The sequence below is a fragment of the Streptomyces sp. PKA51 genome (genome assembly GCF_057552455.1).
Map to the genome: position 1 here is coordinate 232,756 of NZ_BAAJPZ010000008.1, position 12,597 is coordinate 245,352.

Here is a 12,597-nt window from a genome sequence, read left to right on the forward strand (position 1 = left end):
CCGTCCGCCGCGCCACCGGCGAGCCCGCATAGCGTGCTCCCGCTGCCGCAACGGCGGCTTCCGACAAGGGAGAACGGGGGTGCTTTCGTGCGTGTGGGCCTGCTTTCCGAGGGCGGCTATCCGTATGCCGCGGGCGAGGGCGGTGAGTGGTGCGACCGGCTCGTGCGCGGGCTGGCCCAGCACGACTTCGAGCTCTACGCCCTGAGCCGGACGGCCCGTCAGGAGGACAGTGGCTGGCCCGCGCTGCCCGGCAACGTCCGGCGCGTCCGGGCGGCCGCGCTGTGGGGCGTCCCCCCCGCCGGCGCCGCCGGGCGCGGGTACGGGCCCGGCGGCCGCGACCGGCGTCGGCGCTTCGCCGCCCACTTCGGGGACCTGGCCGCGGCCATCACCCTCCCCGGCGATCAGGCGTACCGTTTCACCGACGGCCTCAACGGCCTCGCCGACCTCGCCCGCGACGAAGGCGGACTCGCCACCGCCCTGCGGTCCGAGGACGCCCTGCGCGTCCTGGAGAACGCCTGCCGGGCCCCCGGCGCCCACCCCGCCGCCTACGACATCCGCGTCCCCGACCTCCTCCTCGTCACGGGCCATCTCGAACGCGCCCTGCGCCCGCTGTCCCTCGACTGGTACGGCACCGCCGACGGCGACCGGGGCCTGGCGGCCGTCGACCTGTGCCACGCCACCTCCGCCGGATCCGCCGCCCTCCCGGGCCTGATGGCCAAACGCTTCTTCGGAACCCCCCTGCTCGTCACCGAGTACGAGGTCGGACTGCGCGCCCACCACCTGGCCTCCCTCGACTCCGCCGACGACCTCTCCCGCCCCGTGCGCACCCTGCTCGCCGCCTTCCACCGGCAGCTCGCCGCCCTCGTCTACAGCGAAGCCGCCCTCATCACCGCCGGCGACGGCCAGGGCCGCCGCTGGCAGGAGCGTTGCGGCGCCGACCGCGCCCGGCTGCGCACCGTCCACCCCGGCACCGACGCCGGCCTGTACGAGACGGCCGGGGAGACCGAGGAGGCCGAACCCACCGGCGACCCCCTCCTCGTGTGGACCGGCGGCCCCACCGAACCCCACCTGTGGGAGGCCCTCGCCGCCCTGCGCACCGACCACCCCGGACTGCGCCTGAGAGTCGTCGGAGCACCCCCGGATACCGCCGACGGCGCCGACCGGGTCGAATACACCCCCGCCCGCGGCCCCGAGGACTACCCCGCCGGCAGCATCGTCCTGCTCTCCGGGGCCCAGGACGGCTTCCCCACCGCCCTCACCGAGGCCATGTTCTGCGGCCGCCCCACCGTCTCGCCCGACGTCGGCGCCGTCCGCGAGGTCATCGGCGGCACCGGCCTGGTCGTCCCCGCCCGCCGGGCCGGCCACCTGGCCGAGGCATGCCGGGCCCTGCTCGACGACCCCGCCCGCCGCGCCCGCCTCGGCGCCGCCGCCCGCGCCCGCGCCCTCGAACTGTTCACCGTCGAGCAGAACGTCGCCGCCTTCGGCGCCCTCTACCTCGAAGTCCTCTCCCGCGCCCCCGTCACCCACACCGCCTGCGACCCCGCCGTCCCCTTCTCCCGCGCCGCCGGCGACAGCACCCCCCTCGCCGTCTCCCCCCGCTCCGCCTCACCCACCTGGGCAGGACGCCCGTGACGGCACCCACCTCCTCCCTGCACCCCGCCGCCCCCGCCCCGGCCGCGATAACACCGGAGCCCACCCCGCCGCCCGCGCCCGCCGACCCCGTCAAGGCCCTCCTCGCCCGCCACCACGCCCTGTGCGCCCGCGCCGTGGAACCCCTGGAGATCGCCGCCGGGCTCGAAGCCCACGGCATCGACGACCGGCAGGCCGCCGAGTACCGCCACCGCGACGTCTTCTCCCTCGCCGAGGAGCTCCACGCCCGCGTCGAGCGCACCGACGACGACCCGCCGCCCACCCGGGCCCCCGCCCCGCACACCCCCGCGCGCCCGTACGCGACCTGCGCGGCCCTGCGCGGCCCGGGAACCGTCCCCGTCGCCCTGGCCTGCCTGTGGCTCGTCGCCTACGGCCTCCTCGGCGACTGGCTCGTCACCGCCCTGCTGCACGGCCGGCGCGCGCTCGGCGGCGCCACCCTGCTGTCCTCCGCCGCCCATGCCGCCGCCCCCACCGCCCTCGCCCTGGCCTGCGCCACCGTCCCCGCCGCCCTGACCGCCCACTGGTTCGCCGCCCACGCCCGCCGCGCCCTCGACGACCGCGACCTGGCCGGCTTCGCCCGCCGCGCCCGGCCCGCCCTGCTGCTGGCCGCCACCGCCTTCCTCGCCGCCCTGCTCGCCTTCTGGTGGCCCGCCCGCACCGGCCTGCCCGCCGGACCCCCGCAGACCGCCGGCCCCCTCGCCGGCGCCGCCCTCGCCGGCCTCGGCACCCTGCTCTACCTCGCCCTGCTGCTCACCGCGCACGGCCTGACCCGCCCCGCCGCCACCGCCCTCGCCGCCGCCGCCCTCGCCGAGGCCCTCGCCCCCGCCTCGCTGCTCGCCGCCCGGCTCCCCGGCTGCGAGGCCCTGCGCTGGCCCGTCGCCTGGGCGGCCACCGCGCACGGCCCCGCCGCCGTACCCCTCCTGGCCTGTGTCCCCACCGCGCTGGCCCTGCTCGGCCACGCCGTCCCCGCGCTGTCCCGGGCCTCGGTGCACGGGCGCCGCCCGCACCCCCGCCACCCGGCGGCCGCCGCCCCGCCCCGGGCGACCGGCGGCCGCCCGGGTGACCCCCCACCGTGTCAGAGGAGACCCACGAAGATGACACCGCAACCCGGCACCGCCGCCACCGTCAGCCGGCCCGAGCGGGGGCACGACCGATGAGAGTGCTGCTCCTGGGCGCCAACGGCTACATCGGCCGCTTCGTGGCCGACCGGCTGCTCGCCGACCCCGCCGTCCAGCTCACCGCCCTCGGCCGGGGCGACGACGCCGACGTCCGCTTCGACCTCGCCAGCGGCAGCCCCGGCGCGCTGACGCGCTTCCTCAACGCCGTGCACCCCGGCGTCGTCATCAACTGCGCCGGCGCCACCCGCGGCGGCGCCCGCGACCTGACCCGGCACAACACCGTCGCCGTCGCCACCGTCTGCGAGTCCCTGCGCCGCAGCGGCTGCGGCGCCCGCCTGGTGCAGATCGGCTGCTCCTCCGAGTACGGGCCCTCCCAGCCCGGCTCCTCCACCGCCGAGGACGCCGTGCCCCGCCCCGGCGGGCCGTACGGCGTCAGCAAGCTCGCCGCCACCGAGCTCGTCCTCGGCTCCGGGCTCGACGCCATCGTCCTGCGCGTCTTCTCGCCCGTGGGCCCCGGCACCCCGGCCGGCTCCCCGCTCGGCCGGCTCGCCGAGGCCATGCGGCGCGCCATGCAGAGCGGCGACAACGAGCTCAAGCTCACCGGCCTCGGCGTCCAGCGCGACTTCGTCGACGTCCGCGACATCGCCCGCGCCGTCCATGCCGCCTCCCTCTCCGCCGCGCAGGGCGCCGTCAACATCGGCACCGGCCGGGCCGTGCGGCTGCGCGACGCTGCCACCCTCCTCGCCCGCGTCGCCGGCTTCGGTGGCGCCCTGCACGAACTCGACGACCCCCACCTCGGCGCCCCGCCCGCCTACCCCTACCCCGACGGCTGCGGCAGCTGGCAGCAGGCCGACGTCCGCACCGCCCGCGACCGGCTCGGCTGGCGACCCCGCATCGGGCTGGAGGAGTCCCTCGCCGACATCTGGATGGAGGCCGCGTGTCGCATCTGATCCCCTCCGGCCACCGCCGCCCGCTCGCCGCCCGCCCCGCGCCCCTGCGCCTGGCCGTGCCCGGCTTCGCCCACCCGCTGGTCGCCCCCGCCGAGTGGGGCGGCCTGCAGCGGGCCGGCCTCCCGCTGGACTGGGTCACCCTCGGCAGCACCGCCCTGCGCGAGGGCGACGGCGTCACCGGCGGCCCCGGTGCCCGCCAGGACCCGTACTGGCTGGCCGCCGCCGTACCGTTGCGCACCGCCGGCGTCCGGCTGCTGGGCCACCTGGACCTCGCCCACGGCGCCCGGCCCTTCGGGGAGCTGCTCTCCGACGCCCAGCGCTTCCTGAACTGGTACCGCGTCGACGGTTTCCTGCTGGCCCGCTGCCCCGCCGACGCCGACGCCCTGCCCGAGGTGCGGCGCGTCGCCGGCGCCCTGCGTACCGTCCTCGAAGGGGCCCACCTCGTCCTCGCGCAGGGCACCCACCCCGGTCCCGGATACGCCGAATTCGCCGACCAGTTGGTCACCTTCGCCGGTCCCTGGACCGGCTACCGCTGGTCCAGGGCGGCCGAGTGGACCGCCGACCACCCGCCCGAGCGCTTCTGCCACCTCGTCCACGGGGTGCCGCGCTCCCACCTCCAGGAGGCGCTGCGCGTGGCCCGCTGGCAGGGGGCGGGCACGATCTACTTCACCGACCGCACCGACCACGGCGCGATCGACCCCTGGGAGTCCCTGCCCGGCTACTGGGACGAGATCGTCTCGACCATCGGACCCGGTCTCTCGGAATGAGACGGCGCGTGGCAGTGTTGCACCGAAGAACACTGCCTGCGTTCCCCGTCCCACGGGGATGACCCTGGAGTCGCCGTGTCGCTGCCACCCCTGGTCGAGCCAGCCGCCGAGCTCACCGTCGACGAGGTCCGTCGGTACTCCCGCCACCTGATCATCCCGGACGTCGGGATGGACGGGCAGAAGCGCCTGAAGAACGCCAAGGTGCTGTGCGTGGGCGCCGGCGGGCTCGGATCCCCCGCGCTGATGTACCTCGCGGCCGCGGGCGTGGGCACGCTCGGCATCGTGGAGTTCGACGAGGTCGACGAGTCGAACCTGCAGCGGCAGATCATCCACAGCCAGGCCGACATCGGCCGCTCCAAGGCCGCCTCCGCCCGCGACACCGTGCTGGGCATCAACCCGTACGTGAACGTCGTCCTGCACGAGGGCCGGCTCGAGGCCGACAACGTCATGGAGATCTTCTCCCAGTACGACCTCATCGTGGACGGCACCGACAACTTCGCCACCCGCTACCTGGTCAACGACGCCTGCGTGCTGCTGAACAAGCCGTACGTCTGGGGCTCGATCTACCGCTTCGACGGCCAGGCGTCGGTGTTCTGGAGCGAGCACGGGCCCTGCTACCGCTGCCTGTACCCCGAGCCCCCGCCGCCGGGCATGGTCCCCTCCTGCGCCGAGGGCGGCGTGCTGGGCGTGCTGTGCGCCTCGATCGGCTCCATCCAGGTCAACGAGGCCATCAAGCTGCTGGCCGGCATCGGCGACCCGCTCGTCGGCCGGCTGATGATCTACGACGCCCTGGAGATGACCTACCGCCAGGTCAAGGTCCGCAAGGACCCCGACTGCGCGGTCTGCGGCAAGAACCCCACCGTCACCGAGCTCATCGACTACGAGGCGTTCTGCGGCGTGGTCAGCGAGGAGGCGCAGGCGGCCGCGGCCGGCTCCACGATCACTCCGCGGCAGCTGAAGGAGTGGATCGACAGCGGCGAGAACATCGACATCATCGACGTCCGCGAGCCGAACGAGTACGAGATCGTCTCCATCCCCGGCGCCCGGCTGATCCCCAAGAACGAATTCCTCATGGGCAACGCCCTGCAGGACCTGCCCCAGGACCGCAGGATCGTCCTGCACTGCAAGACCGGCGTCCGCTCGGCGGAGGTGCTGGCCGTGCTGAAGTCCGCGGGCTTCGCGGACGCGGTCCACGTGGGCGGCGGCGTGATCGGCTGGGTCAACCAGGTCGAGCCGCACAAGCCGGTGTACTGATACTCGTGCGTCGAAGGCCCGCTCGCCGCGGTGGCGAGCGGGCTTCGTCATGCGGCATCACGGCGCCCCGCGCCGCTTACGGGCCGCAGGTCGTCCCGTCCGCCGGGACCTTGCCGTCCAGCAGGTGGGCGTTCACCGCCCTCGTCGCGCAGGAGCTCACCCCGTACGTCCCGTGGCCCTCGCCCTGCACCGTGAGCACCACGCCCACGCCCTTGCCGAGCTGCTCCGCCATGCTGCGGGCCCCCGCCACGGGCGTCGCCGGGTCGCCGGCGTTGCCCACCACCAGGATCGGCGGCGCGCCCGCGGCCCGGACGTCCGGCGTGCGCCACTTGCCCTTCACCGGCCAGTCCGTGCACGTCAGCAGCGACCACGCCGCGGACTCCCCGAAGACCGGGGAGGCCGCCTTGAACTCCGCCATCGTCCGGCGCACGTCGTCGACCGTGTAGCGCTGCTCGGCGTCCGCGCAGGAGATGGCCCGGTTGGCAGCCGTGAGATTGCTGTACCGCCCCTCGGGCGAGCGGCCGGACATCGCGTCGAAGAGCAGCAGCAGGGTGTTGCCGGTGCCTTTGACCATGGCCTCCTGCAGGCCCGCCGTCAGGTATTTCCAGGTGTCCTTCGAGTACAGCGCGGCCGCGATGCCGCCGGTGGCCTCGTCCTGGGTCAGCCTGCGGCCGCCGCTGGTGGGCAGGGGACGCTGGTCCAGGTCGCGCAGCAGCGTCGTGATCTGCCCGAGGGTCGGGCAGCCGGACGAGCCGCGGCAGTCCTTGAGGTAGTCCTCCAGGGCCAGCTGGAAGCCCTTGGTCTGGGCGATGTTGCCCTGGACCGGGTCCTGGGTGGGGTCCACGACGGCGTCGAGCACCGTCCGGCCGACGTTGCGGGGGAACAAGTGGGCGTAGACGCCGCCCAGTTCGGTGCCGTAGGAGATGCCGAAGTAGTTGAGCCTGGCGTCGCCCAGTGCCGCGCGGATGCGGTCCAGGTCGCGGGCGGCGCTGGCGGTGTCCACCTGGGGCAGGACCTTGGCGGAGTTCCTGGTGCAGGCGTCGGTGAACGCCTTGTTCGACGCCAGCGTCGCGCGCAGCTCGGCGTCGTCGTCCGGCGTGCCGTCCACCTGGTAGGCGGCGTCGAGCTCCTTGTCGCTCTGGCAGCGCACGCCCGCGCTCTCGCCCACTCCGCGGGGGTCGAAGGAGACCAGGTCGTAGCGGCGGTGCAGCGTGTCATAGGTGTCGGCGAGGGAGGGCAGCGTCTGCACCCCGGAGGCGCCCGGGCCGCCGAAGTTGAAGACCAGCGAACCGATGCGGTGCGAGGTGTCCGTCGCCCTGCTGCGGATCAGGGCGAGCTCGATCTTCTCGCCGTCCGGCCGGGCGTGGTCCAGCGGCACCGGGAGCTTCGCGCACTCCCACGCCCTGCCGGGCGCCTTGCCGCCGCCCTGGGCGGGCGTGGGGGCGGCGCAGCGCTGCCAGTGCAGGGCGGGGGAGGCGGCGGACGTGGCGTTCTTGCCGTCACCGCTGCCGGTGCCGCTTCCGCCGTTGCCGGAGCTCCCGTCGTCGCTGCCGCAGGCGGTGGCGGTGAGGGCGATCGCGAGGGCCGCGGAGGCGAGGGCCGCCGCCCTGGGCCGTGGCCGTGGCCGCTGGATACTCATTCCACCGACTCTACGGAGGAATGGGCCATTCCCAACGCACTGGCCCCCGGCGTACGGTCGCCGTCGGAGGGAGCGCAGGGGCGCACGGGCGACGGCGCGACCCGGCCGGTGGGCGGTGCGGCGGCCGTTGCGGGGGCGGGGTCGGTGGACCACCCGGGGGCACCGGTGGCCGGCGCCGGTAAGCCGCTGCTCCCCGCGGGCGTGCCCCGGCACTGGTCGGGCTGCTCGTCGAGCGGCCTGGACTGCGTCTGCCACAGCGCCATCAGGGCGGCCAGCAGCGCCGCTATGGCGAGGGCACCGGTGAGCATCCTGGACCTGTCGTCCGCGGTGTGCTCCGTGTCCGGCTCCACCTCGGCCCCCTCCCCGGGCGTTCGTACGACCTGTGTTACCAGTCTTATGTGTTACCAGTCTTACCCGTGTGAAGTGCTATGGGTGCTATGAGCACACCTTCCCGGGTGCCGGAACAGTACCTTCCAGCAGGTATGCGTCAACCGTGCTCTTCACGCACGCATTGCCGCTGTCGTACGCCCCGTGCCCCTCTCCCCGGTACGTCATCTCGACTCCGACGCCCTGGCCCAGCTCCTGCGCCATCTTGTGCGCTCCCTCGTAAGGAGTCGCCGGGTCACCGGTGTTGCCCACGACGAGGATGGGCGCGGCGCCCTTGGCGCTGACGTCCGGCGTCCGCCACTCGCCCTTGGCGGGCCAGCCGGTGCACTGCAGCAGGCTCCAGGCCATGAAGTCGCCGAAGACGGGACTGGTCCTGCGGAACTCGGCCGCCTTCTTCTGCACGTCCGCCACGGTGTAGCGCTGGGCGAAGTCGGCGCACGTGACGGCGTTGAGCGAAGCCTGCAGGGAGCTGTACTTGCCGTCCTGGCCACGGCCGTTCATGGTGTCGCCGAGGGCCAGCAGGATCTTTCCGTCGCCGTTCTCGGCGTCCTCCACGCCCTCGGTCAGGTAGTCCCAGAAGTCCTTCGAGTACAGCGACTGCGCGATGCCGCCGGTGGCCAGGGACTGCGTGAGGTCGCGGCCCTCGCCGCCCGGGACCGGCTTCTTCTCCAGGCGGTCGAGAAGGGCCGTGATCTGCTGCTCCGTCGGGCAGTTGTCGGACGTCTTCACGCACGCCGTCATGTAGTTGCCGAGCGCCAGCTGGAAGCCGCCGGCCTGGGCGAGGGCGCTCTGCACGGGGTCGCTCGCCGGGTCGACGACGGCGTCGAGCACGGCGCGACCGACGTTGTGCGGGAACAAGTGGGCGTAGACGCCGCCCAGTTCGGTGCCGTACGAGATGCCGAAGTAGTGCAGCTTCGCGTCGCCGAGCACCTGGCGCATCAGGTCCATGTCGCGGGCGGCGTTCGTCGTGCCGACGTAGGGGAGGATCTTGCCGGAGTGCTTGCGGCAGCCGTCCGCGTACGCCGCGATGCGGTCCTGGAGCTCCTTCTCCTGGCTCCGGGTGGTGGGGGTGGCGTCGGCCGCGTAGTACGCGTCGAGTTCCTTGTCGGACAGGCATGTGATCCCGCTGCTGCGGCCGACGCCGCGCGGGTCGAACGACACCAGGTCGTAGCGGGTGCGCAGGGTGCTGTAGTCGTCCGCGAACGCCGGTAGCGTCGTGACGCCGGAGCCGCCCGGGCCGCCGAAGTTGAACACCAGCGAACCGATGCGGTGGGCCTGGTCGGTGGCCCGGGCCCGGATCATCGCGATGCCGATCGTGTCCTTGTCGGGATGGGCGTAGTCCAGCGGGGCGCGCAGCGTCGCGCACTCCCAGTCGTTGCCCGGCGGGCGGCCGGCCGCGTTGCTGTCCTCGGCGCGGCTGGGCGCCGGGCACTTCTTCCAGTCGAGCTTCTGGGTGGAGAAGGGGGTCGGGGCCGCGCCCGAGGCGGAGCCGGAGCCGGAGGACGGTGCCGGTGCGGTCGTCGCCGCGTCGGCGGCGGGGCGTCCGCCGCCGGAGCAGCCCGTCGCCGTTGCCGCGGTGAGGAGCAGGAGCGCGGCTGCGGGGAGGGCTGCCGCCCGTGCGGATCTGGACACGGGGTCCATCCTGGGCGCGGGGGTGGGGGTGCGCCTGTGGGGTGGGGCGTACGGGTTACGTGGCTGGTTTACGGGGCCGGGTTACGCGGCCGGCTTACGTGGCCGGTTTACGTGGCGATGAACTTCACTTCTGTGGCTTTGGTCGTGATCCAGACGGTTCGGCCCTCCTTGAGGGACAGGTCGGCCACCGCTGCCGGGGTGATCTCGGCGATCACTTCGGCCTCGCTTCGTACGAGGACCCGGACGCGGCTGCCCTGGGGTGCCAGCTCGCGGATCGTGCCCTGCCAGACGTTGCGGGGCGACCCGGGGGAGGGGTGCGTCGTGTGCAGCGCCACGGCGGCGGGGGCGACCAGGGCGATGCCGGTCGTCCCCGGCGGGGGCGGGTCGGCCGGGGTGAGCGTGCCGCCGTCGTGGAGGTGCAGGGTGCCGTCGGGTGCCGCCGTGGCGTGCCACGCGTTGTGGCCCAGCATGCGGGCCGTCCACGGGGAGCGGGGGCGGCGCGTCAGCTCGGCGGGCGGTGCGTACTGGGTCGTACGGCCGTCCTCCAGGACGAGGACGTGGTCGGCGAGGGAGACGGCCTCGACGGGGTCGTGCGTGACGATCAGGCACACGCCGGGGAAGTCGGCGAGGTGCGTGCGCAGGGTGTGGCGCACGTGGGCGCGGGTCGACTGGTCGAGCGCCGCCAACGGCTCGTCGAGCAGCAGGAGTCGGGGACAGGCGGCGAGGGCGCGGGCGAGCGCCACGCGCTGGGCCTGGCCGCCGGAGAGGTGGGCGGGCCGGCGGTGGGCCAGGTCGCCGACGGCCAGGGCGTCCAGCCAGTGCCGGGCCTCGGCGAGGGCCCGGTGCTTCGGTACGCCCTGGGCGCGCAGGCCGTACGCCGTGTTGGCGAGGGCGGTCAGGTGCGGGAAGAGGGCGCCGTCCTGGGGGACCCAGGAGATGCGGCGGCGGTGGGGCGGGGTGGTCGAGCCGTCCGTGGCGCGGGTGGTGAGGCCGAGGAGGGCGCGCAGGAGGGTGGTCTTGCCGGCGCCGTTGGGGCCGACGACGGCGATGGTCGTGCCGGCGGGGGCGTCGAGGGTGGCGTGGACGGCGCCGGTGACGGTGGTACGCAGGGGGTGCGGGTCGGTGTGCGGGTGCGCGTGCGCGTGCGGGGTGGGTCGGGGGCGGGGCGGGGACGACCCTCCGGGGACTGCCATGTTCGCGGCCGTTGCCCCGTGTTGCTCGGAGTGCCCCGAACTTGGCCGCAAACATGGCTTTACGTCCCTCTCCGGGCCATCCCCGCCCCGCCCCCTCCGGCCCGTCGGCGTCTGCAGCCAGTTGCCGCGCAGGGAGAGCAGGACCGCTGTCGCGGTCGCCAGGAGGAGGAGGGAGAGGGCCGTGGCTCCTTCGGGGTCGTCCTGGAGGAGCAAGTAGACCTGGAGGGGGAGGGTTTGGGTGGTGCCGGGGAGGTTGCCCGCGAACGTGATCGTCGCGCCGAACTCGCCCAGTGCCCTTGCCCAGCAGAGCGCGGCACCGGCCAGGAGGCCCGGGGCGATGAGCGGGAGGGTGATCGTGCGGAAGGTGCGCAGCGGTGACGAGCCGAGGGTCGTGGCTGTTTCCTCGTAGCGGGGGTGGAGGGTCTTGAGCGCTCCTTCGATGCTGATCACCAGGAACGGCATCGAGACGAAGGTGGAGGCCACTACTGCTGCCGGGGTCGAGAAGGGGAGGGTGACGCCCAGTTGTGCGAGGGTGCCGCCCAGGACGCCGTTTCTGCCGTAGCCCTGGAGCAGGGCCACGCCCGCCACCGTGGGGGGCAGCACCATGGGCAGCATCACCAGGGAGCGGATCAACGCCTTGCCGCGGAACGTCCCCCTGGCCAGGATCCATGCGAGAGGGACGCCGAGGACGAGGGAGAGCGCCAGTGCCGTCAGGGACACCTTCAGGCTCAGCGTCAGTGCCTGGGTGACCGGCTCGCTCGTCAGGCGGGACGGCAGGGTGCTCCACGGCGTACGGGCCAGGATGCCCGCTAGGGGGATGAGCAGGAACGCCACCGCTACGGCGGCGGGGAGTGCGAGGGGCAGGGGGGTGCGGGCCCTCATGGCTTCTCGAAGCCTGCTTTTCGCAGAAGTTGCCGGGCCTCGTCCGACGTCAGCCACTTGATGAAGTCGTCGGCTTCTTTTGTGTGCTGTGCGTTCTTGAGTGTTGCCGCGGGGTAGGTCGCCACCGCGTTCTGGGGCGTCGGGATTTCGACCGTAGTTGCCTTGGCCACCTTGGCATCCGTTTCGTAGACGATGCCCGCATCGGCCTCCTTCATGGAGACCTTGCTCAGGACCGCGCGGACATTGGCCTCCTGCGACACCGGTTTCACCGTGATGTGCTGGTTGTCGAGGATCTTCTTGCTGTAGCGGCCCGCGGGGACCTCCGGGGCCGCCAGGACCACCTTGAGGTCCGGGCGGGCGAGGTCCGCGAGGGTGCGGATGTTCTTGGGGTTGCCCGGGGTGGTGACGATCGTCAGCTTGTTCCTGGCGATGGTGACCGGTGTTGTCGTCCTGCCTTCGAGGCCGTCCATCGTCTTGGTGTCGGCCGTCACCAGGGCGTCCGCCGGGACGCCCTGGCGTACCTGGGCGGCCAGTTCCTGGGAGCCGGCGAAGGAGAACGTGAGCTTCGTGCCGGGGTGCTTCTTTTCGTAGGTGGCTTGAGCTTCTTTGAAGACGTTCGTCAGGGATGCCGCTGCCAGGACTGTGACATTGGTTTCCTCTTCTTTGGCGCTGCAGGCCGCCAGCGTGATGAGCAGGGCTGCGGTCAGGGCCGCGCGGGTGCGGTGCATCGGGTCTCCGTCAGGCGCGATCGATGTGCACGTTGGTGGCCTTCACCCGGGCCACCGCTTCCATGCCCACCTCGAGCCCCAGCTCCTCGACGGCCTCGCGGGTCAGCAGCGAGACCAGGCGGTGCGGGCCCGCCTGGATCTCCACCTGTGCGGCCACGTCGCCGAGCTTGACTGCGGTGATGATGCCCGGGAAGGCGTTGCGGGCCGTGGTGTACGCCGGTTCGTCCTCTGCGGCGGTGAGGGTGACCGAGAACGCCGCCAGGTCCCTGCCGGAGATGTGGCGCTTGCCCGTTTCATCGCGGGTGGTGGGGATGCGGCCGGCATCCGCCCAGCGTCGGACGGTGTCGGGGCTGACGCTGAGCAGGCGGGCTGCCTGCCCGATGGTGTACGACCGCAT

General features: G+C 73.7%; 11 protein-coding genes. 5 read left to right on the forward strand and 6 right to left on the reverse strand.

The genetic code is table 11. From position 1 onward, the window contains the following. The first annotated feature begins 87 nt into the window (after nucleotides 1-87). The 5 genes from AC27L3_RS15515 (at nucleotide 88) to moeZ (ending at nucleotide 5,739) form a co-directional block, all read left to right on the forward strand. A complete protein-coding gene (locus tag AC27L3_RS15515) occupies nucleotides 88-1,632 on the forward strand; it encodes a DUF3492 domain-containing protein (RefSeq protein WP_487234594.1) in 1,545 nt (514 codons plus the stop codon). Next, nucleotides 1,629-2,807, forward strand: coding sequence for a hypothetical protein (locus AC27L3_RS15520; protein WP_487234595.1), 1,179 nt, complete (start codon nucleotides 1,629-1,631; stop codon nucleotides 2,805-2,807). The genes AC27L3_RS15515 and AC27L3_RS15520 overlap by 4 nt, the downstream gene beginning before the upstream one ends. Further along, complete coding sequence (locus AC27L3_RS15525) at nucleotides 2,804-3,718, forward strand: NAD-dependent epimerase/dehydratase family protein (RefSeq protein ID WP_344438247.1); 915 nt, start codon at nucleotides 2,804-2,806, stop codon at nucleotides 3,716-3,718. The genes AC27L3_RS15520 and AC27L3_RS15525 overlap by 4 nt, the downstream gene beginning before the upstream one ends. Then, on the forward strand, nucleotides 3,715-4,485 hold the full coding sequence (locus AC27L3_RS15530; RefSeq protein ID WP_487234626.1) for a spherulation-specific family 4 protein: 771 nt from the start codon (nucleotides 3,715-3,717) through the stop codon (nucleotides 4,483-4,485). Before AC27L3_RS15525 ends, AC27L3_RS15530 begins: the two co-directional genes overlap by 4 nt. A gap of 75 nt (nucleotides 4,486-4,560) precedes the next feature. Beyond that, complete coding sequence (moeZ, locus tag AC27L3_RS15535; RefSeq protein ID WP_487234596.1) at nucleotides 4,561-5,739, forward strand: adenylyltransferase/sulfurtransferase MoeZ; 1,179 nt, start codon at nucleotides 4,561-4,563, stop codon at nucleotides 5,737-5,739. Between the two features lie 76 nt (nucleotides 5,740-5,815). Here moeZ and AC27L3_RS15540 read toward each other — a convergent pair whose 3' ends face one another. From AC27L3_RS15540 to AC27L3_RS15565, 6 genes are all read right to left on the reverse strand, one after another. After that, nucleotides 5,816-7,378: an alpha/beta hydrolase gene (locus AC27L3_RS15540; RefSeq protein ID WP_487234597.1), complete on the reverse strand. Its 1,563-nt coding sequence runs from the start codon at nucleotides 7,376-7,378 to the stop codon at nucleotides 5,816-5,818. Further along, nucleotides 7,375-7,728 carry a hypothetical protein gene (locus tag AC27L3_RS15545; RefSeq protein ID WP_487234598.1) on the reverse strand — a complete coding sequence of 118 codons (354 nt, stop codon included), beginning with the start codon at nucleotides 7,726-7,728 and terminating at the stop codon, nucleotides 7,375-7,377. The genes AC27L3_RS15540 and AC27L3_RS15545 overlap by 4 nt, the downstream gene beginning before the upstream one ends. An 85-nt stretch (nucleotides 7,729-7,813) precedes the next feature. Beyond that, complete coding sequence (locus AC27L3_RS15550; protein ID WP_487234599.1) at nucleotides 7,814-9,406, reverse strand: alpha/beta hydrolase; 1,593 nt, start codon at nucleotides 9,404-9,406, stop codon at nucleotides 7,814-7,816. A gap of 98 nt (nucleotides 9,407-9,504) precedes the next feature. Next, complete coding sequence (locus tag AC27L3_RS15555) at nucleotides 9,505-11,472, reverse strand: ABC transporter permease (protein ID WP_487234600.1); 1,968 nt, start codon at nucleotides 11,470-11,472, stop codon at nucleotides 9,505-9,507. Continuing rightward, nucleotides 11,469-12,200: a molybdate ABC transporter substrate-binding protein gene (gene modA, locus AC27L3_RS15560; protein WP_487234601.1), complete on the reverse strand. Its 732-nt coding sequence runs from the start codon at nucleotides 12,198-12,200 to the stop codon at nucleotides 11,469-11,471. Before modA ends, AC27L3_RS15555 begins: the two co-directional genes overlap by 4 nt. A gap of 10 nt (nucleotides 12,201-12,210) precedes the next feature. Beyond that, entirely contained in the window at nucleotides 12,211-12,597 is a 387-nt protein-coding gene (locus tag AC27L3_RS15565; protein WP_487234602.1) for a TOBE domain-containing protein, read from the reverse strand.